Source organism: Hydrogenophaga sp. L310, from assembly GCF_055703065.1.
This window is the reverse complement of record NZ_JBVPZA010000028.1, coordinates 1-19,602: the sequence shown is the minus strand read 5'-3', so window position 1 is coordinate 19,602 and position 19,602 is coordinate 1. Positions and strand designations below refer to the sequence as shown.

General features: G+C 67.7%; 16 protein-coding genes. 11 read left to right on the top strand and 5 right to left on the bottom strand.

The annotated features are described in order from the left end of the window. Positions 1-56 precede the first annotated feature (56 nt). From AC0GNO_RS23215 to fghA, 5 genes are all read left to right on the top strand, one after another. A protein-coding gene (locus tag AC0GNO_RS23215) for an IS5 family transposase (protein WP_472903710.1) occupies positions 57-820 on the top strand; the annotation gives its coding sequence in 2 pieces (ribosomal slippage) (positions 57-372 and positions 372-820; 765 coding nt in all). Positions 821-1,050: 230 nt separating this feature from the next. After that, entirely contained in the window at positions 1,051-2,247 is a 1,197-nt protein-coding gene (locus AC0GNO_RS23210; protein ID WP_472905689.1) for a urate hydroxylase PuuD, read from the top strand. Positions 2,248-2,423: 176 nt separating this feature from the next. Next, positions 2,424-3,530: an S-(hydroxymethyl)glutathione dehydrogenase/class III alcohol dehydrogenase gene (locus AC0GNO_RS23205; RefSeq protein WP_472905688.1), complete on the top strand. Its 1,107-nt coding sequence runs from the start codon at positions 2,424-2,426 to the stop codon at positions 3,528-3,530. Between the two features lie 25 nt (positions 3,531-3,555). After that, entirely contained in the window at positions 3,556-4,464 is a 909-nt protein-coding gene (locus AC0GNO_RS23200) for an alpha/beta fold hydrolase (RefSeq protein WP_472905687.1), read from the top strand. Between the two features lie 29 nt (positions 4,465-4,493). Next, entirely contained in the window at positions 4,494-5,360 is an 867-nt protein-coding gene (fghA, locus tag AC0GNO_RS23195; protein WP_472905686.1) for an S-formylglutathione hydrolase, read from the top strand. Positions 5,361-5,366: 6 nt separating this feature from the next. Here the strand turns inward: fghA and AC0GNO_RS23190 are convergent, their stop codons facing one another. The 4 genes from AC0GNO_RS23190 to AC0GNO_RS23175 form a co-directional block, all read right to left on the bottom strand. After that, on the bottom strand, positions 5,367-6,164 hold the full coding sequence (locus AC0GNO_RS23190; RefSeq protein WP_472905685.1) for an anti-sigma factor family protein: 798 nt from the start codon (positions 6,162-6,164) through the stop codon (positions 5,367-5,369). Positions 6,165-6,177: 13 nt separating this feature from the next. After that, entirely contained in the window at positions 6,178-6,699 is a 522-nt protein-coding gene (locus AC0GNO_RS23185; protein ID WP_472889512.1) for an RNA polymerase sigma factor, read from the bottom strand. A gap of 12 nt (positions 6,700-6,711) precedes the next feature. Further along, positions 6,712-7,041, bottom strand: a complete 330-nt coding sequence (locus tag AC0GNO_RS23180; RefSeq protein WP_472905690.1) for a COG4315 family predicted lipoprotein — start codon at positions 7,039-7,041, stop codon at positions 6,712-6,714. Positions 7,042-7,281: 240 nt separating this feature from the next. Then, complete coding sequence (locus tag AC0GNO_RS23175) at positions 7,282-8,973, bottom strand: AMP-binding protein (RefSeq protein ID WP_472905684.1); 1,692 nt, start codon at positions 8,971-8,973, stop codon at positions 7,282-7,284. A gap of 263 nt (positions 8,974-9,236) precedes the next feature. On the opposite strand from AC0GNO_RS23175, the gene AC0GNO_RS23170 reads away from it, so the two are divergent. From AC0GNO_RS23170 to AC0GNO_RS23150, 5 genes are all read left to right on the top strand, one after another. After that, complete coding sequence (locus AC0GNO_RS23170; protein WP_472905683.1) at positions 9,237-10,280, top strand: efflux RND transporter periplasmic adaptor subunit; 1,044 nt, start codon at positions 9,237-9,239, stop codon at positions 10,278-10,280. A 12-nt stretch (positions 10,281-10,292) separates the two neighbouring features. Then, the gene (locus AC0GNO_RS23165; protein ID WP_472905682.1) at positions 10,293-13,412 is read left to right on the top strand and encodes an efflux RND transporter permease subunit; all 3,120 of its coding nucleotides are present in this window, start codon (positions 10,293-10,295) and stop codon (positions 13,410-13,412) included. After that, positions 13,409-14,812: an efflux transporter outer membrane subunit gene (locus AC0GNO_RS23160; protein ID WP_472905681.1), complete on the top strand. Its 1,404-nt coding sequence runs from the start codon at positions 13,409-13,411 to the stop codon at positions 14,810-14,812. Before AC0GNO_RS23165 ends, AC0GNO_RS23160 begins: the two co-directional genes overlap by 4 nt. 32 nt (positions 14,813-14,844) lie before the next feature. Next, positions 14,845-15,546 carry an alpha/beta hydrolase gene (locus tag AC0GNO_RS23155; RefSeq protein ID WP_472905680.1) on the top strand — a complete coding sequence of 234 codons (702 nt, stop codon included), beginning with the start codon at positions 14,845-14,847 and terminating at the stop codon, positions 15,544-15,546. Between the two features lie 181 nt (positions 15,547-15,727). Continuing rightward, positions 15,728-16,396, top strand: a complete 669-nt coding sequence (locus tag AC0GNO_RS23150) for an alpha/beta hydrolase (protein ID WP_472905679.1) — start codon at positions 15,728-15,730, stop codon at positions 16,394-16,396. Positions 16,397-16,406: 10 nt separating this feature from the next. Here the strand turns inward: AC0GNO_RS23150 and AC0GNO_RS23145 are convergent, their stop codons facing one another. Continuing rightward, positions 16,407-18,035, bottom strand: a complete 1,629-nt coding sequence (locus AC0GNO_RS23145) for an HNH endonuclease (RefSeq protein WP_472905678.1) — start codon at positions 18,033-18,035, stop codon at positions 16,407-16,409. Positions 18,036-18,361: 326 nt separating this feature from the next. Between AC0GNO_RS23145 and AC0GNO_RS23140 the strand changes: the two genes are divergently transcribed. Then, positions 18,362-19,563 (top strand): IS3 family transposase gene (locus AC0GNO_RS23140; RefSeq protein ID WP_472903721.1). Its coding sequence is split into 2 segments (ribosomal slippage): positions 18,362-18,632 and positions 18,632-19,563, totalling 1,203 coding nucleotides; the frame shifts between segments, so codons are not numbered across the junction. The last annotated feature ends 39 nt before the right edge of the window (positions 19,564-19,602 follow it).

Sequence of the window (19,602 nt, the reverse complement as noted above, 5' to 3'; positions counted from 1 at the left end):
CTAGGGCGTGTTAACACTAATAGCGATTGCGTCCACTGCGGCGGATACTCCGGGGCATGGAGATCACGCCCGAGCAATTCGCCACGATTGAGCACTGCCTGCCCAAGCAGCGTGGCAACGTCAGCCTGAGCAACCTGCAGGTGGTCAATGCGATCCTCTATGTGGCCGAGCATGGCTGCAAGTGGCGCGGACTGCCCAAGCGGTTTGGCAACTGGCATACCATCTACACGCGCATGAACCGCTGGACCAAGGCCGGTGTACTTGATCGCATGTTCGAGGAGTTGCAGCGAGCGCAGGTCGTGCGCATCAAGATCGAAGCGGTCTCGCTCGACTCCACGAGCATCAAGGTCCATCCCGATGGCACGGGGGCGTTAAAAAAAACGGTCCGCAGTCCATCGGAAAGTCCCGAGGGGGATGGAACACCAAGATTCATATGGTTGCCGCGGATGCTCGAACGGCCGTGACGTTCTGTCTCTCGCCTGGGCAGGCGCACGACGCACCCGAAGGCCGGCGCCTGCTCAGCAGTCTTGGGCCGGCCAGCAGGCCGGTGCATTTGTTGATGGACCGTGCCTACGAAGGCAACGAGACACGGCAGCTGGCACTGGATCTGGGTTTCATTCCAGTGGTGCCACCGATAAAGACGCGCATCGAACCTTGGGAGTACGACCGCGAGATGTACAAGCGTCGCAATGAGGTCGAGCGCCTGTTTCGCAGGCTCAAGGGTTATCGCCGGATCTTCTCGCGCTTCGAGAAACTCGATCTCATGTTCCTGGGCTTCATCAGCTTCGTCCTCGTCGCTGATGGACTTCGGATGTGTTAACAGGCCCTAGTCCGGCCCGGGGCTGCCAAGGGCTGAAACGAAGCGGAATCTGCGGGTTATCACGCAGACGACTGTTTGCAAAAAGTGTATACAATTTGGCGATCTGGTCGCAGCGGAGCGGGCGTCGTTCAACAGCATCGACGCTCAAACGCGGCCCTCAGTCGGCTCAGAGCGCCCGCGGTGGTGAGTCGCAAACCCTGACGGCAAGTCCGTCCTTGTGTTGAGGTGCCATGGAAACTTACCTGCTCGACTGGGCCAACCTGCTGTTGCGATGGCTGCACGTGATCGTCGCCATCGCCTGGATCGGCTCCTCCTTCTATTTCGTCTTTCTCGACAGCAGCCTCACGCCGCCCGAAGACGAGCAGCTGAAGAAAGACGGTGTCAGCGGCGAACTCTGGGCGCTGCACGGCGGTGGCTTTTACCACCCGGTCAAGTTCGGTGGCGCACCGCCCCAGCTGCCCGAGCACCTGCACTGGTTTTACTGGGAGAGCTATTCCACCTGGCTCTCCGGCTTTGCGCTGTTCCTGATCTCCTACCTCTGGAGCCCCAGCGTCTACCTGATCGACCCCAACATCATGCAGTGGAGCCCGGCCGGCGCCATTGCAGCGGCGCTGGCTTTCCTGGTGGTGTTCTGGTTCGCCTACGACGCCATCTGCCGCACCCTGGGCCAGACGCAGAACGGCGACGCCAAGGTCGGCGCACTGGTGCTGGTGCTGGTCTGCATCGCGTCTTACGCGGCCACGCAGATGTTCGCCGGCCGCGCCGCCTTCCTGCTGGTGGGCGCCATGCTCGCCACCGCCATGAGCGCCAACGTGTTCTTCTGGATCATCCCCGGCCAGCGCACCATGGTGGCCGACATGAAGGCCGGCCGCCCGGTGGACCCGATCCACGGCCAGCGCGGCAAACAGCGCAGCGTGCACAACACCTACTTCACGCTGCCGGTGCTGTTCGCCATGCTGAGCAACCACTACAGCTTCACCTACGCGAACGAACACAACTGGCTGATCCTCATCGGCATGATGTTTGCCGGCGCCGCCATCCGCCAGTTCTTCGTCATGCGCCACGGCTTCAAGCTCGGCCGCAACGCCCACCCCTGGCCCTACGCGGCGGTGGGCGTGGTGGCGTTGCTCGCGCTCATCGTCTGGCTCAGGCCCGCGCCGGTGGTGGCCGTGGCGGTGCCCGACACGGTGGGCTACGCCGAACTCAGGCCGGTGATCGAGCAGCGCTGCGTGATGTGCCACGGCGAAGCCCTGCAGTCCAAGGGGGTGCGCCTGGACCAGCCAGCCGCCGTCAAGCAGCATGCGCTGATGATCTACCAGCAGGTGGTGCTCATGAAGGCCATGCCCATGAACAACGCCACCGGCCTGACCGACGCAGAGCGTGCCCTGTTTGCGCAGTGGTTCATGGACGGCGCACGGACGGATTGACCCCCCCGCAGCGCTTCGCGCTACCCCCCAGGGGCAACCCCTGCGGCCTGGCGAAGCCAGTTCCGCGGTGTTCTGGGTCTGGGCATTTCGCGCCGGCCTGCCGATGTGGGCCAGGGGTCGGCGTGGTCGTTCTGCGGTACGCTTGTGCGGTTGTCCAACCACCATTGCCGCAGACCATGAAAACCAAAGCCGCCGTCGCCTGGAAAGCAGGCCAGCCACTGACCATCGAAACCGTGGACCTGGAAGGCCCGAAATTCGGCGAAGTGCTGGTCGAGATCAAGGCCACCGGCATCTGCCACACCGACTACTACACGCTCTCGGGTGCCGACCCCGAAGGCATCTTCCCGGCCATCCTGGGCCATGAAGGCGCGGGCATCGTGGTGGACGTGGGCCCCGGCGTGACCTCGCTCAAGAAGGGCGACCACGTCATCCCGCTCTACACCCCCGAATGCCGCCAGTGCAAGTTCTGCCTGAGCCGCAAGACCAACCTCTGCCAGCTGATCCGCGGCACGCAGGGCAAGGGCCTGATGCCCGACGCCACCAGCCGCTTCAGCCTCGACGGCCAGCCCATCTTCCATTACATGGGCACCAGCACCTTCAGCAACTACACCGTGGCGGCCGAAATCTCGCTGGCCAAGATCCGTGAAGACGCGCCGTTCGACAAGGTCTGCTACATCGGCTGCGGCGTCACCACCGGCATCGGCGCCGTCATCTTCACCGCCAAGGTGGAGGCGGGCGCCAACGTGGTGGTGTTCGGCCTCGGCGGCATCGGTCTGAACGTGATCCAGGGCGCGAAGATGGTGGGCGCCGACAAGATCATCGGCGTGGACCTGAATCCCGCGCGCGAAGCCATGGCGCGCAAGTTCGGCATGACGCACTTCATCAACCCCAAGGACCACGCCAACGTCGTTGACGCCATCGTGCAGCTCACCGACGGCGGCGCCGACTACAGCTTCGAATGCATCGGCAACACCAAGGTCATGCGCGACGCGCTGGAGTGCACCCACAAAGGCTGGGGCCGCAGCATCATCATTGGCGTGGCCGAGGCCGGCGCCGAGATCAGCACGCGCCCGTTCCAGCTCGTCACCGGTCGCAAATGGGAAGGCTCGGCCTTCGGCGGCGCGCGCGGCCGCACCGACGTACCCAAGATCGTGGACTGGTACATGGAAGGCAAGATCAACATCGACGATCTCATCACCCACAAGCTCAAGCTGGAAGACATCAACAAGGGCTTCGACCTGATGAAGAGCGGTGAGTCGATCCGTTCGGTGGTCGAGTTCTAAGAGACTCTCAGCCTCTGAGCTCGCCATGGCGCTGCCCACCCTGAACGCCGACACCCGCGTGCGCGCCGGCGTGCTGGAGGTGGCCTGCCACCTGGCCGGGCCCGTCGACGGCCCGCCGGTGCTGCTGATGCACGGCTTCCCCTACGACATCCACGCGTACGCCGACGTCGCGCCGATGCTGGCCGACGCCGGCTGCCGCGTGGTGGTGCCGTACCTGCGCGGTTTCGGTGCCACGCGGTTCCTGGAAACCTCGACGCCCCGCTCCGGCGAGCAGGCGGTGCTGGGGGCCGATCTGCTGGCGCTGCTGAATGCGCTGCACATTGATCGCGCCGTGCTGGCCGGCTACGACTGGGGCGGCCGCGCGGCCTGCGTGGTGGCGGCCCTGTGGCCCGAACGCTGCGCGGGGCTGGTCTCGGTCAACAGCTACAACATCCAGAACATCGCGCGCGCCCTGGTGCCGGACACGCCGGCCAACGAACACCGGCTCTGGTACCAGTACCTGTTCCACAGCGAGCGCGGCCGCGCCGCGCTGCAGCAGGACCGGCGCGCGCTCTGCAAGCTGCTCTGGCAGATGTGGTCGCCCACCTGGGCTTTCGACGACGCCGCCTTCGACCGCAGCGCGGCCGCTTTCGACAACCCCGATTTCGTCGACGTGGTCATCCACTCCTACCGCCACCGCTTCGGCCTGGTGCCGGGCGACCCGGCGGTGGCCGAGGTGGAGCGCCGCCTGGCCGCGCAGCCGGTGATCGGCGTGCCCGTCATCACGCTGGACGGTGAGGCGGACGGCGTGCGGCCGGCCGAGCCGGAACAGGCCAACGCCCACCGCTTCACCGGACCCAGGTCGCACCGCATCCTGCCCGGTGTGGGCCACAACCTGCCGCAGGAAGCGCCGCGTGTCTTTGCCGACGCCATACTGGAACTGATCCGCCGTTGAAGGCGGGCACCCTCACGGAGAAAAAAACCATGGGTTTTGAGCGCCTTGAACTGGTCAGCGAACACGGCTGCTTCGGCGGCGTGCAGCGTTTCTACAAACACGCATCGAGCGAGATCGGCTTGCCGATGGGTTTTGCGCTGTTCCTGCCGCCGCAGGCGCTGGCCGGGCAAAAAGTGCCTTTGCTCACTTTCCTGGCGGGCCTGACCTGCACCGAAGAAACCTTCTCCATGAAAGCGGGTGCGCAGCGTCTGGCCGCGCAGCTCGGCCTGGCGTTGCTGATGCCCGACACCAGCCCGCGCAACACCGGCGTGGACAGCGAAGACCACCACTGGGACTTCGGCGTTGGCGCCGGCTTCTACCTCGACGCGACGCAGGCGCCCTGGTCTGGTCACTGGTGCATGGAGAGTTACCTGCTGAAAGAACTGCTGCCGGCGGTGACGGCCGAGTTCCATCTGGACAGTGAACGCCTGGGCCTGTTCGGTCACTCCATGGGCGGCCACGGCGCGCTCACCCTGGCGCTGCGCCACCCGGGCGTGTTCCGCAGCCTCTCGGCGTTTGCGCCCATCTGCGCGCCCACCAGATGCCCCTGGGGCCACAAGGCGTTCACCGGTTACCTGGGACAGGACGAGAGTGCCTGGGTCGAACACGATGCCAGCCGGCTCATGGCCGCGCAGAAGACCGCTCCGTACCCGGGCGGCATCCTGATCGACCAGGGTCTGGCCGACAAATTCCTGGCCGAACAGCTGTACCCCGAAGCTTTTGAAGCCGCCTGCGCGCAGGCCGGCCAGCCGCTCACGCTGCGCCGTCACGCCGGTTACGACCACGGCTATTACTTCATCAGCACCTTCATGGAAGACCACCTGCGCCACCACGTGCAGGCGCTGGCGCAAGCCTGAGCGGTCTCAGCCGGGCAGGGCGCCGGGCTGCTGCAGCTGCCGGTAGACCGCGTCGGCCAGCTGCGCCAGCCGTTCCCGGGGCAGGTCGCCGCTGAGCGCGTAGCCGAGCGAGCCCTCGATCCAGTAAAAAGTTTCGGTCTGACCCACACGCGCGAAGCGGAACGCCGCCGGCGCCGGGGCGGCGTCACCCGGCAGCACCGAGACATGCAGCGTGATGCGCCCGGCCTCGGGGTTCTCGTACATGAACAGCGCGCGCGGTTCGCCCGCCTGGCCGGGCAGCAGGCGCCCGCCCATCAGGCCAAAACCCTGGTCTTCCAGCAGCGGCGCCTTCAGCGGCGTGCCCAGGCGGCGCGACAGCCACTGCACCAGGTGCGTCTGCTCCTGCACACCGACCTCGACCGCATGGCGTTTTTCGGGCACATACACCGCGTGCGCCACGCGCGCTTCCTGCACGAAACCCGGCTCGCCCGTACTGGCCAATGGCGAGCCGGCCGGGCGCAGCCACCAGCCGCCCGCGAAGCCCAGGCCCAGCATCAGGCTGGCCACCAGGCCCTGCAGCCAGGGCCGCGAGCGGCGCGGCCGGGTGGCGCGCGCCAGCGCCAGCGGCACGGGTTCATCGAGCACACCGCGCTGCAGCGCCTGCAGGCCCAGGCGCTGGGCCTGCCAGGCCTGGACCCGGGCGGCGGCGTCGGGGTGTTGCAACAGCCAGTCCGACACCACCGGGACGAACCCGGGGAGCAACTGGCCGTCCACCCAGGCGTGCAGCTCGGCGTCGGTCACGGGAGTGGGGTTGTCGGGGGTCATGCGCAAGGCGTTTTCATTTCACGATCTTCAACCGGTGTGTCCGGGTCTGAACCGGTGCTCCACCGTCCATCAGTTGGCGCAGCTGTTCGCGTCCGCGCGACAGCCGCGACATCACCGTGCCCGCCGGCACGCCCAGCACCTGGGCGGCTTCTGCGTAGGGCAGTTCTTCCACACACACCAGCAACACCACCTCGCGCAGCGCGGGGCTGAGCTGGCGCAGCGCCTGTTCCAGGTCCAGCCGTTCGGGCGTGTGCAGGAACGGGTCGTGGCTGGGCTCGTTGCCCTCGTCCAGTTCCACCGCCTGGCGCTCGTGCACCGTGTCACGCACCTGGTTCAGGTACAGGTTGTGCATCAGCGCGAGCAGCCAGCCGCGCAGGCCGCTGCCGTCTTCGCGCGGGCGCCACAGCGACCACTTGTGGCAGGCCCGTTCCAGCGTGTCCTGCACCAGGTCGTCGGCACGGCTGGCATCCCCCGTGAGCAGGCGCGCATAGCGCCGCAGTCGGGGGATGTGGGTCAGCGCGCCTTCCGGGCCCAAACCTGGCCGCTTTCAGGGCTTGACGACGTGCCAGACACCGTTGAAACCGTCGCCGGTCATGTCGCCGGGCTTGGTGTCCTTGACCCAGTAGTACAGCGGCTTGCCTTTGTAGGCCAGCTGTTTGCCACCGTCATCGCGCGTGACCACGCTGTAGTCACCGGCGGGTGCGGCGTTGCCGGCCATCAGCGGCGGCCAGTTGGTGGCGCAGGGACCGTTGCAGACACTCTTGCCACTGCCGGCCATGTCGCGGTCGAAGGTGTAGAGCGTCATGCCGTTGGGGCCGGTCAACAGGCCATTGGCCACCATGGGAGCGCCAGCGGGCGCGGTGGCCGGGGCCGCCATGCCGTAGCCGTGGCGCTTCATCATGCCGGGGTGACCGGGACCACCCATGCCCCGGGGGCCGGCGCAGCCCACGAGCAGGGACGCCCCCAGCAGCAGGGTGGCAGAGGTGGAAAACAGGAGGGATCGGCGTTGCATGAGCAGGCTCCTTGAACAGGGGTTAAACAGGGACTGACACGCGGTGAACACCGCAGCGAGACCGTTTATTCCCGATGGCCCGACTGTTTTGTCCGGTGGCCGGTTTCAGAAGTCCGACCAGACGACCGGCTGTCCCGCGGTTTCCCAGGCTTCGTAGTGTTTCGCGTACAGCTCTTCGATGCGGTTGCGCTTGACCTTGAAGGTCGGCGTGATGACGTCGTTGTCCACGGTCCAGGCGCTGGTCACCATCACGATGCACTGCAGCTGTTCGTGCGGGTCGAGCGTGGCGTTGATGTGCAGCAGGTGTTGCGCCAGCGAGGCCTCCAGCGCGCGGCGCGCGACGGGGTCGCCCGTCCGTGCAACCGCCTCGGCGTTGAGCATCACGATGCCCAGGGGCTGCCCCAGGTTGGCGCCGGTGACCACGCAGGCTTCCACCGCCTCGTGCATCACCAGCCGGTCTTCGATCGGCGCGGGCGCGACGTATTTGCCCTTGCTGGTCTTGAACAGGTCTTTCACCCGGCCGGTGATGTGCAGGTTGCCCTGGGCGTCGATGCGGCCCTTGTCGCCGGTGTGCAGCCAGCCGTCGGGCGTGAAGGCGTCGCGCGTCTGCTCCGGCTCCTTGTAGTAACCCAGCATCAGTGCCGGGCTGCGCATCTGGATTTCGCCGTTCTGCGGGTCGATGCGGTGTTCCACGCCGTCGTAGGTTGGTCCGACCGAGCCCTGCTGGTTCTGGCCGGGAATGGTGATGTGCGAGACCGCGAGGTTCTCGGTCATGCCGTAGCCCTCGTTGATGTGCAGGCCGAGACGGCTGTACCACTGCAGCAGCTCCATCGGCATGGGCGCGGCGCCACCGGCGGCAAAGCGGCACTGGTCCAGTCCCAGTGCTTTTTTCACCTTCTTGCGCACCAGGCCGCCGATCAGTGGAATGCCCAGCAGGCGCTGCAGCTTGGCCGGGGGCAGCTTGTGGTGCACGCCCTGCTGGAACTTCACCCACAGGCGTGGCACCGAGAAGAAGATGGTCGGCCGTGCGCGCTGCAGGTCGGCGGCAAAGGTGTCGAGCGATTCGGCGAAATACAGGCTCATGCCGGTCTGCAACCAGCCGTGTTCGACCAGCACGCGCTCGACCACGTGCGCCAGCGGCAGGTAGGAGAGCATGCGGTCCTCGCCCGACATCGGCACGCGCTTCAGGCCGCTGGTGATGGCCCAGGCGAAGTTGTCGAAGCTGTGCATGACGCCCTTGGGTCGCCCGGTGGTGCCCGAGGTGTAGATCAGCGTCGCCAGCTCGTCGGGTGCGCGGGTCGGCTGGCCGGACAGCGGCGCGGTGCGCGCCACGATGGCGTCCCAGCCGTCATAGGCCGCGATCGCGTCGGCCGGCGACAGCGGGTAGCTGATGCAGGGCAGGCCGGCCGGCACGCCGGACTTCATGCCCTCCCAGCCGTCGAGCTTGCCCACGAAGCAGGCCTTGGCCTCGCTGTGCGTGAGGATCTGGTTCACCGTGTCGTGCGCCAGCGTGGGGTACAGCGGCACCGACACATACCCGGCCATCCAGATCGCCAGATCGCTCATGAGCCACCAGGCGCAGTTCTTCGACAGGATGGCGATCTTCGAACCCGGCTCCCAGCCCTGTGCCTGCAGGTGGGCGGCCATGCGCCGCGTCTGGTCGGCCACCTGGGCCCAGGTCCAGGTCTGCGTGGCACCGTTGCCCATGGGCTGGGTCAGGGTGACGCGGGACGGGGCGGTCTGCTCCCAGTGGTAGAGGCGTTGCAGGGCAAGCAGGTCGGGCGCGATTTTGGGCATGTTCTTGTCTCCTGGAGGGTGTGTGAACTTTCCAATTTACCAAGTGGGCGTGCCGGTGTTTAGAGGGTTTCACCTGTTCGAGGGGGCCGACGGGACCGGCAGCGCATCGCTGCGGTCGAGGTGCGATACTTTGCGGCGCTCCACGGGAACTCTGGTGCCGGGCGTGCATCCATCTGCCAGCACACGGCGCCGGCGCACCAACCGGGTGTCCTGTGATGGGTCAACGGGCCGCAGCAGCGGCCTCTTTTTTTGTCTGCACCACCTTGTTCCGTTCACCACCCTTCATCGCGCTGGCCATGGCCTGGGGTCTGTTCTTCAACGGAGCCGTTGCTGCCCGCGCTCAGACCCCTACCGCGGCACCCGTTGCCCCACCCGTGATCGTGGCCACCAGCACCGAGGCCAGCGACAACGTCACCCTCAACGTCCTTGGCAGTGGTGTGGCGCGACAGTCGGTCACGCTGTACCCGGCCGTGGCTGGCGAAGTGGCCCAGCTCGGCTTTCGAACCGGCCAGCGCGTGAAGGCAGGGCAGGTGCTGCTCCGCCTGGTGGACCGCAGCCAGCGGCTGGCGGCCGACCTGGCGGCGGCACGCGTCGACGCGGCGCAAGCGCTGGCGCGGCGCTACGAAGGCACGCGCGGTACCGGCGCGGTGCCCGAGAGCGTGGTGGACGAGGCCCGCGCTGCCCTGCGCGCCGCGCAGATCGAACGTAAGCAGGCGGGCGAAGCCGTGGCCGATCGTGTGGTGCGTGCGCCCTTCGAAGGGGTGGTGGGCCTGGCCAGCGTGGGGGTTGGCGACCGGGTCAGCACCGACACGGCATTGGTCACGCTCGACGACCAGCGCGACTTGCGGCTCGACTTTGAAGTGCCAGAAGCCTACCTGTCTCGCGTGGCCGCCAGGCAGTCTCTGACGGCGGTCAACCCGGCCTATCCTCAGAGAAGCTTTGATGGCGAGATCACCGAGATCGACAGCCGTGTCGACCCGACCACCCGCAACGTGCGGGTGCGCGCCAGGCTGCCCAACAAGGACGATGCGCTGCGATCGGGCATGTCGTTCCAGGTGAAGCTCGAGTTGCCCGGCCAGGCCTATGTGAGCGTGCCGGAACTGGCCTTGCAATGGGGCCGCGAAGGTTCCTTTGTCTGGGCCGTGCGCGACGGGAACGCGGTACAGGTCGCTGCGCGCCCGGTGCGACGCACCGCTGGCCGCGTACTGATCGACAGCGAACTGAAGGCGGGTGAAGCGGTGGTGGTCGAAGGCGTGCAGCGCCTGCGCGCGGGCCGGCCGGTGCGCGTGGTCGGCAACGGATCGTGAGAGCAGTCCCGCATGACTGACGACCGCGCCAGCGACCTGCCCGCCCTCTCCATCCGCCGGCCCTGGCTGGTGATCGTGATCAACCTGCTGATCGTGATTGCCGGCCTGGGCGCCTGGATGGGGGTGGAGGTGCGCGAGCTGCCCAACATCGACCGGCCCATTGTCGCGGTGGTTGCCAACTACCCGGGCGCCGCACCCGAGACACTCGATGCCGAGGTGACCCGCCTGCTCGAAGGCGCCGCCTCCAGGGTGCCGGGCGTGTACCTGGTGCGTTCGTCCAGTGAAGAAGGCAATCTGCGCGTCATCATCGAATTCAACCCCGGCGTGGACCTGGTGACCGCCGCCAACGACGTGCGCGATGCGGTCGCGCGGGTGCAGCGCAGCCTGCCCAGCGGCGTGGAAAACCTCACCGTGATCAAGGCCGACGCCGACGCCGATCCGGTGATGCAGCTGGCGGTTTCCAGCCGCACGCTGGCGGTGGACGAGCTCTCGCGTGTGGTGGAAGAACAGATCGAAGCCGAGCTGGTTTCGGTGGAGGGCGTGGCCGACATCACGCTGTTCGGCACGCGCCAGCGCGTCATGCGGGTGCGCATCGACCCCTTGCGTCTGGCCGCCTACAACGTGTCGGTGGACGACATCGCCACCTTGCTGCGCAGCGCGCGCGTGGACGTGCCCGCAGGCAGCCTGGAATCCAGCAACCAGGAAGTGCTGGTGCGCGCCAACGCCTCGGTCACCACACCGGCGCAACTGCGCGCGCTGCGCCTGAACCCTGCCCTGGCGCTGGGCGATGTGGCCGACGTGTTCTACGGTCCGGCCGATGCCACGTCCTATGTGCGCCTGAACGGCGAGGCGGTGATCAGCCTGGGGGTGGTGCGGCAGGCGCAATCGAACAGCGTGGCCATTTCCGAGGGCGTGCGCGCCGTGGTCGATCGCCTCAACCAGAACAGTGGCGACCTGACCGTGTCGGTGGTGTCGGACGACGCCGTCTTCATCAGCGGTGCGATCCGTGAGGTGGTGATCAGTCTGGGCCTGGCGGTGCTGATCGTGGTGGCCGTGGTCGGTGTTTTTCTGGGCCAGTGGCGCGCCACGCTGGTGCCGGTGGTGGCCATTCCCGTCGCGCTCATCGGCACCCTGGGCGCCATCTGGATGCTGGGTTTTTCGGTCAACCTGCTGACCTTGCTGGCCCTGCTGCTGGCGACCGGCCTGGTGGTGGACGACGCCATTGTGGTGCTGGAGAACATCCAGCGCCGGCGCGGCCAGGGCCTGCTGCCGCGCGCTGCGGCGGTGCTGGGCACGCGCGAGGTGTTCTTTGCCATCGTGGCGACCACGGCCACCCTGGTTTCGGTCTTCGTGCCCATCTCCTTCCTGCCTTCGGCCGCGGGACGGCTGTTTGCCGAGTTCGGCTTCGTGATGGCGATCGCGGTGGCCATCTCGTCCTTCGTGGCCCTCTCGCTCGGACCGATGATCAGTTCGCGCCTGCCCGAGGCACGCGCGCCCGGGCCGGTGTGGCGCCGTCTCTCGGCCTGGGGCAACCGCGGCATCGGCGCCTATGACCGCTGGCTGGCCAGGGCCCTCGGGCGGGCCTGGTGGGTCTTCGGCGTGTGCGTGTTGCTGGCGGTGGGCGCGGGGTTCACCTTCACCCAGTTGAACCAGGAGCTCGCGCCCACCGAAGACCGCGGCGTGTTGTCGATCCGGCTCGATGGCCCGGACGGCGTGGGCCTGGCCTACAGCGACCGCCAGCTCGAAGCCGCACTGGCCGCGGTGAGGCCGTTGCAGGACGAAGGTCTGGTGAAGAACCTGTTCACCATCACCGGCCGATTCGATTTCAACCGCGCCGAGATCGTTGCGCCGCTGACCGACTGGAGCGAACGCACCGTATCGCAGGCCGAACTGACCGCGCGCGTGCAGGCGCTGCTGAACGACCTGCCGGGCGCACGCGTGCGCATCCGCGGCGGCAACAGCCTGGGCGTGGGTGGTGGCGACGGCAGCGTGCAGATGGCCATCACCGGCGACGACTACCCCCGCATCGCCGAAGCCGCTTACGCCTTCGCGGCCGCCATCGAAGACCGGCTGCCCGGCTTGCGCGACGTGCGCGTGAGCTACACCGCCTCGCAGCCACAGCTCACGCTGCAGGTGGACCGCGAACGCGCCACCGCCCTGGGTGTACCGGTCGAAGGGCTGGATACCGTGCTGCGCGCCCTGGTGGACGGTACCGAAGTGGCCGAACTCAATGTGGACGACCGCACGGTGCCCGTGATCCTGCAGTCCACCGCGCGAGGCGCCACCGACCCGCAGGACCTGCTGGCCTACAGCGTGCGCGCCGGCGGACCCGATGGCTCGCGCCTGGTACCGCTGTCGCAGTTCGTGCGCTTTGAAGAAACCGCCATTCCTTCCGAGCTGGAACGCCTGGGCCAGCGCCGCGCGGTGCAGCTCAGTGCCGTCGCCGCCGACGGTGTGCCGCTGGCCCAGGCGGTGACCGATCTGCGCGCACTCGCCGCCACCGAGCTGCCGCCCGGCATGGGCCTGCTGTTCCGCGGTGATGCCGCCACGCTGGAGCAGACCGGGCGCGACGTGCTCATCACCTTCGCCATTGCGCTGCTGGTGGTGTTCCTGGTGCTGGTGGCGCAGTTCGAAAGCGTGACCAGCGCCGCGGTGGTGCTGATCAGTGTGCCCTTCGGCCTGGCCGCGGCGGTTTTCGCGATGGCGCTCAGCGGCACCTCGGTCAATATCTACAGCCAGATCGGCCTGCTGTTGCTGGTGGGCGTGATGGCGAAGAACAGCATCCTGATGGTGGAGTTCGCCGACCAGTTGCGCGACGCCGGTCGCAGCGTGCTGGAGGCCGCACAGGAAGCCGCGGCCACGCGCCTGCGCCCGATCATGATGACCATGGCCTCCACCGTGCTGGGTGCGCTGCCCCTGGTGCTGGGCAGCGGCCCGGGCGCCGAGTCGCGTGCGGCCATTGGCTGGGTGATTTTCGGTGGCCTGTCGCTCGCCGCCGTGTTCACGCTCTTCCTCACGCCGGTGGTCTACCTCGGCATCGCGCGTTTCGCCCAGCCCCGTGCCCATCAGGCCGAAAACCTGGCCCGCGAGATGAAACAGGCCGCCGTGAACGAACAGAACGAACCCGTATGAATGTGCCCCTGCCTGCGCGCGGACACCTGGCCGCTCTGGCGCTGTGTGGTGCTCTGGTGGCCTGCGCCAGCGCCCCACCTGCGCCAGACCTGCCGACGCTCGGCCTGGACCAGGCCACCCGCTTCGAAGCCGCGCCGCCGGATGCGCCCGACGCCCAGATGGCCGACTTGCGCTGGTGGCAGCGTTTTGACGATCCTGAACTGGCCTTGTGGGTTGAGCGCGCGCTCGCCCTCAACCCCGACATCGCCATCGCGCGTGAGCGCGCGGTGCAGGCCCGTGCCCTGTTGCGCAGCGCGGGCGGCCAGCGGGGCCTGCAGGTGGGCGGCGAACTGGCGCTGGAGCGCCGCAGCCGCCGCGACGCCGGCACACACGCGCTCGACCCCTCGGCAGCGATCGATGTCGAATGGGATCTGGACCTCTGGGGTGGCTTGCGCCAGGCCGAACGCTCGGCGGCGGCCGCCGTGCTGCGCTCCGAGGACCTGGTGCAGGCCGCGCGCCTGTCCGTCGCTGCGCTGACGGCGCGCGCCTATGTGGCCTGGCGCGAGGCCCTGCTCGATCAACGCCTGCTGGCCGGGGCCCTGGACCTGCAAACCGAGGTGTTGCGCGTGGTGCGTGTGCGGGTGCGGGCCGGTCTGTCGCCGCAGCTGGACCTGGACCGCGCCGAAGCCGAAGCCGCTTCCCTGACCGCAGACGCAGCCGATGCGGTCGTCCGGGTGCGCCAGGCAGGCGCTGCCCTGCAGGTGTTGGCCGGCGAGCGCCCCACAGCGCTCGAAGGAGGTGAAGCCGTGCGCCTGCCCGCGTTGTCGGGTGCGCAAACGGTGGTGCGCCCGCTGAACCTGCTGCGTCTGCGGCCCGACCTGCGCGCCGCCGAACAGGCGCTGACCGGTGCAGCGGCCGACCTGGGGGTGGCGCGCGCCGACCTGTACCCGCGCCTGCGCCTGCCGGGCTCGATCACGCTCACCTCCAGCGCGTTCGGTGGCGGGGTGCTGGACATCGTCACCGCCAGCATCGCAGCCGTGCTCGACGCCACGCTGTTCGACGGTGGCCAGCGCCGTGCCGGGGTGGCCGTGGCCGAGTCGGTGGTGCGGGAGTCGCTGGAGATCTACCGGCAAACGCTGCTGCAGGCCTTGCAGCAGACCGAAGCCGCCCTGGTGGCGGCCAGCGGAGCGCGTCAGCGCGCGCAGGCCCTGGAAACAGGCCATGCCGCCGCCAGCGCCGCCGTGGCACAGGCCCGCGTGCTGTACGACAACGGTCTCTCGGGTTTTCTGGATGTGCTCGATGCCCAGCGCAGCGCGCTGGACACCCGCCGGCGACTGCTGGTGGCCCAGGGCGACGGCGCTCGCCAGTCCATCGCCACCTTCGAAGCCATGGGCCTGATCGAGCCCGGTGCCGCCCACTGACGGCAGTGGCGGGCCGGCGCTATGCTGGCGGCATGAACACCCACAACCCCCCGATCGAACTCATCGAATTCGTCACCGGCGGTGACCCTGCCGCCCAGCCTGCGGCCAGCATCATCGTGCTGCACGGCCTGGGCGCCGATGGCAGCGACTTCGTGCCGATCGCCCAGCAGCTCGACCTTGTCGCCATCGGGCCGGTGCGCTTCGTCTTCCCCAGCGCACCGGTGCAGCCGGTCAGCATCAACGGTGGTTACGAGATGCGCTCGTGGTACGACATTTACCCGCCCGACCCCGCCGGTGGCCGCCGCGAGGATGAACCGGGCCTGTGCGCATCGCAGGCCATCGTGCAGCAGCTGCTGGACCGTGAAGCGCTGCGCGGCGTGCCGGCCGGGCGCACCGTGCTCATGGGTTTTTCACAAGGCAGCGCCATGTCGCTTCTCGCCGGTCTGCGCGCACCGCAGCGCCTGGCGGGGCTGGTGGCGCTGTCGGGCTATTTGCCGTTGGCCAGCCGCACGGGCGCTGAAATCAGCGATACCAACCGCGGCCTGCCGGTGTTCATGGCCCATGGCCGCATTGACGACGTCGTGACCATGGAGCGCGGCGAAGCCGCTCGCGATGCGCTCAAGGCGCTGGGTTACCCGGTGGAATGGCACAGCTACCCCATGGCGCACGAGGTGTGCATGGAAGAAGTGGCCGACCTCAACAGCTTCCTGTTGCAGGTTCTGGCACCATGCTGAGCGCGCCACCGCCGTGAACGGCGGCAAGTTGGCGTTTGTTTGTTAAGTTTGCATCCGGATGCAACCGCAGCGCCGCTGAACGCCGGTTTTCGTTTCATCGGATGCACACCTGCGCTTATGCTGGCCGCATGAATGCGCCAGACTTTTTTTTCAACACCACACCATCCCGCTGCAGGAATTTGTGACGGGGCGCGACCCGGCCGCCACGCCCGTGGCCAGCCTCATCGTGTTGCATGGCCTGGGCACCACGGGCGCTGACTTCATGCCCCTGTTGCGCAGCATGGACCTCGCTGCCGTGGGGCCGGTGCGCTGTGTGTTCCCCGATGCGCCTTGGCGGACCATGAGCCTCAACGGCACCGACATGCACGCCTGGTACGACGCGGCGCCTCCGGAGACCCGGCGCCACGCCCCTCAGCCGCTGGACGAAACGGGCCTGCGCGAATCCCAGGCCATGGTGCAGGCCCTGATCGAGCAGGAACAGGCCCAAGGCATGCCGTCCGAGCGCATCGTGCTCATGGGCTTTTCGCAGGGCGCGGTGCTCGCGCTGCACACGGGTTTGCGCGCACCCCAGCGCCTGGCCGCGATCGTGGCGCTCTCGGGTTACCTGCCGCTGGGCGCCCGCACGCTCCAGACCGAGTCCAACGCCGCCAACCAGCGCCTGCCGATCTTCCTGGCCCATGGCGAGCAGGACGAGGTGGTCGTCATCGACCGCGCCCGGGCCGCGCGCACCGCCTTGCAGGTCATGGGGCACCTGGTGGACTGGCATTGCTACCCCATGGGGCATGAGGTGAGCGACACCGAACTGGCCGATGTGGAGGCCTGGCTGATCGGGGTTCTGAGCGTGGTTTGAGCGGCCGGCTTCAGGTCAGCAGCAGCGTGCGCAGCGCGGCCAGCGCCAGCGGCGGCGATTCAGAATGCGCCAGCCGGTGGCAGTTGGCGCAGAGCACGGCCACATCGTCCAGACCGGTCAGTCGTTCGCCGCCGGCCCCCAGCGGCTGCAGGTGGTGCACATCGAGCTGGCTGTCCACCTTGGGCACGAAGCCACAACACATGCAGCGCTTGCCGTGGTGCGCGAGCGCGGCCTTGCGCACGGCCGGTTCGCGCTCGATGCGCGACAGCGTCACTTCCGCCCGTGCGCCTTCGGAAAAGCGTTGCCGCTGCGCCCACTGCGCGCGAAAGCGCGGGGGCACAAAGGCCTCGATCCGGGTGTAGCGGCTGTCCAGGATGTGCACCGTGCAGCTCGCATCGGGCGAACGAAGTCCCCGCCCGATCACTTGGCGCATGCGGCGCACGGCGGTGTTGCGGGTGTCCACGTAGCGGCTCTCCACCTGGCCGTCGAGCACCACCGGGCGTTCAAACGGCACCCGCGGAATCACGATGCTCTTCCACACCACGGGGGTGTCCAGCCCGGCCCATGCGCCCGCCGCGATCAGGACCCGGCTCGTGCCCATGCGCGCCGCCGCTTCGCCGGTGGTTTCGTCGGCGCGGCGCACCGTGGTGCCCGGCAGCAGCCCGCCCAGTTGTTGCGCCAGCGCATGGCTCGGCGTCGCCACCAGCACCGGGCCGCCCAGCTGTGCGGCTTCAATGGCCGCAGTGGTGCGGGCCAGCCACTCGGGCGTGTCCACCTCGACCTCGGTGACCACAAAGTCGAGCGCCCCGTGGCGCTCGGGCTCGATCACGCCCGACAGCGCGCTCTGTTGCGCGATGCCGAGCGCCCGCTTGAAGTCGTCCATCTGCCCGCCCACGGTGAGCGTGGCGCTGATGAATGCCACGCCCGGCCGGTTGGCGAGGCGCTGGAGCAGGCGCCCTGGCATCTGGTGGTACAGCATCAGGCCGCCCTCGTCGGTCCAGCCCACGCGGTGGTACCAAGCTGGTTCGTTCAGGGCGTCCTGCATCAGCAGCGCCGCCGCGCGGGTTTCGGGTTCGGCCCCCGCGTGTTGCAAGACGCTGGTGAGGGCCTGCGCAGCACTCAGAGCGCTTGTTCCGGGTACCACACCCAGCCTCTGCAGCGTGGCCGATGAGATCTCGCGGTCACTCTGCAGCGCGGCCGCGTCGGGCAGCTGGTCGGCCTCGTCAAACAGCAGGTAGTCCCGCTCGCTGGCGCCGTTGTAGGCGCCGCCCAGCCGCCGGTCAATGATCACCGCCGCGCTGGTGCACAGCATCACCGGCGCCGCCATCGCCGCCTCGCGCTGGGCCACGTAGTCGGCCCGCGCCTCGAACCACCGCGATGGCCGGAACGCCACCACGTTCACGCCCGGCTGCCGTGTGGCCGCGAGGTCGGTGGAGGCGAGGCACTGATCGATCAACTGGTGGCTGGGCAGGGCGAGGGTGATGCGCCGCCCCTCGGCTGCGGCCTGCATCACCGCGGCCAGCAGCGCCCGCGTCTTGCCCAGGCCGGTGCTGCCCTCCAGCAGCAGCGGCGCATCGGGTTGCGCCATGTGGCGCGCCACAATGGCGTGGAAATTGGCCTGGTCGACTGAACGGAACATGGACGCTTCCTTGGAGGGCAGGGATTCGAGTATCGCGAAAGCAAACAGCCATCCGTTGGTGGATGGCTCACAGCGATACCGGCAAATGAACCGGGATCATGACTTTTCAACAGCCGCCCAATTTCTAGGGTGGCTTGCACCGACTTGGCCGACACCACCACGTAATCCGGCTTCTAGTAGCCGCCCCATTTCAGTGTGGCTTGCACCGACTGGGACGAGCTGAATGAAACCTACAACTTCTAGTAGCCATCCTGTTTCAGGGTGACCTTGCCCCTGAAAAGTGGAGTTCTTAGTCCTTGTTGAAAATACCGACAAGGAGTCAAGGAATGACAGCAGCAAAGCAGGTGCGTGCGCAGTACACGCAGGAGTTCAAGTTGGAGGCGGTCCGTCAGGTGAGCGCCGGTCAGGCCATTGCTGTGGTGGCCAAGGTGTTGGGGATCCCCAAGGCCAGTCTGGGCAATTGGGTTCGCCAGGCAGCCAAAGGCGCGTTGAGCGGCGCTGGGGGCGATAACAAGGCCGTGGGGGTCTCGCCCGAGCAGATGGAGATAGCGCGTTTGCGAGCGGAAGTTGCGCGCCTGAGGATGGAGCGCGACATCGCAAAAAAAGCCGCGGCGTACTTCGCGCAGGACACGCTGCGAGGTACGCCTGGATTCACCAAATGAGGCAGCAGTACCCGGTGAGCGTCTCCTGCGGCGTGCTGGAGGTCAGCGCCAGCGGCTACTTCAACTGGCTGCGCCGCCCACAGGACATCGCTGGCAGGCCCGGCGGGCGCCACAGCGACGAAGCACTGCTGGCACACATCCGCGCCATCCACGCCGAGGTCAAGGGGGAATACGGCTGGCCTCGGATGCACAAGGAACTGCTGGCCAGGGGCATCCGGGTGGGCAAGGACAGGGTGCGCAAGTTGATGCAGCAGCACGGTATCCGTGCCAGAACCAAGCGCAAGTTTGTGGTCACCACCGACAGCCGCCACAGTCTGCCGGTGGCACCAGACCTGGTGCAGCGGCGCTTTACCCCCGAGGCACCCAACCAGCTGTGGAGTGGAGACATCACCTACATCGCCACCGACGAGGGCTGGCTGTACCTGGCTGCGGTCATCGACCTGTTCAGCCGTCAGGTGGTGGGCTGGAGCCTGCAGCCGCACATGCAGGCGGGCCTGGTCAAGGACGCGCTGGCCATGGCGTGGTGGCGGCGGCGCCCGCCGACTGGTCTGATATTCCACAGCGACAGGGGCAGCCAGTATTGCAGCGGCGAATTCCAGGATGCTTTGAAAGACTGGAAGATGCGTTCCTCGATGAGCAGGAAGGGCAACTGCTGGGACAACGCGCCGACCGAGAGCTTCTGGGGCCGCCTGAAAACGGCCAGCGTGCATGGGCACAAGTTCGCCACGCGAGAGCAGGCCAAACAGGCTGTGATGGACTGGATGGCTTTCTACAATCACCGCCGGCTTCATTCCTCGCTGGGCTACCTCAGCCCGATGCAGTTCGAGCAACGCTGGTACGAGGCACAGCGCAAAAAGGCCGCGTAATCGTCGGGCTAAGAGCTACACCAAACGAGGGCAAGGTCA

Coding starts and splice junctions, on each gene's coding strand:
- AC0GNO_RS23210 (WP_472905689.1), top strand. CDS start 1,051: ATGGAAACTTACCTGCTCGACTGGGCCAACCTGCTGTTGCGATGGCTG.
- AC0GNO_RS23205 (WP_472905688.1), top strand. CDS start 2,424: ATGAAAACCAAAGCCGCCGTCGCCTGGAAAGCAGGCCAGCCACTGACC.
- AC0GNO_RS23200 (WP_472905687.1), top strand. CDS start 3,556: ATGGCGCTGCCCACCCTGAACGCCGACACCCGCGTGCGCGCCGGCGTG.
- fghA (WP_472905686.1), top strand. CDS start 4,494: ATGGGTTTTGAGCGCCTTGAACTGGTCAGCGAACACGGCTGCTTCGGC.
- AC0GNO_RS23190 (WP_472905685.1), bottom strand. CDS start 6,164: ATGACCCCCGACAACCCCACTCCCGTGACCGACGCCGAGCTGCACGCC.
- AC0GNO_RS23180 (WP_472905690.1), bottom strand. CDS start 7,041: ATGGCGGCCCCGGCCACCGCGCCCGCTGGCGCTCCCATGGTGGCCAAT.
- AC0GNO_RS23175 (WP_472905684.1), bottom strand. CDS start 8,973: ATGCCCAAAATCGCGCCCGACCTGCTTGCCCTGCAACGCCTCTACCAC.
- AC0GNO_RS23165 (WP_472905682.1), top strand. CDS start 10,293: ATGACTGACGACCGCGCCAGCGACCTGCCCGCCCTCTCCATCCGCCGG.
- AC0GNO_RS23160 (WP_472905681.1), top strand. CDS start 13,409: ATGAATGTGCCCCTGCCTGCGCGCGGACACCTGGCCGCTCTGGCGCTG.
- AC0GNO_RS23155 (WP_472905680.1), top strand. CDS start 14,845: ATGAACACCCACAACCCCCCGATCGAACTCATCGAATTCGTCACCGGC.
- AC0GNO_RS23145 (WP_472905678.1), bottom strand. CDS start 18,035: ATGTTCCGTTCAGTCGACCAGGCCAATTTCCACGCCATTGTGGCGCGC.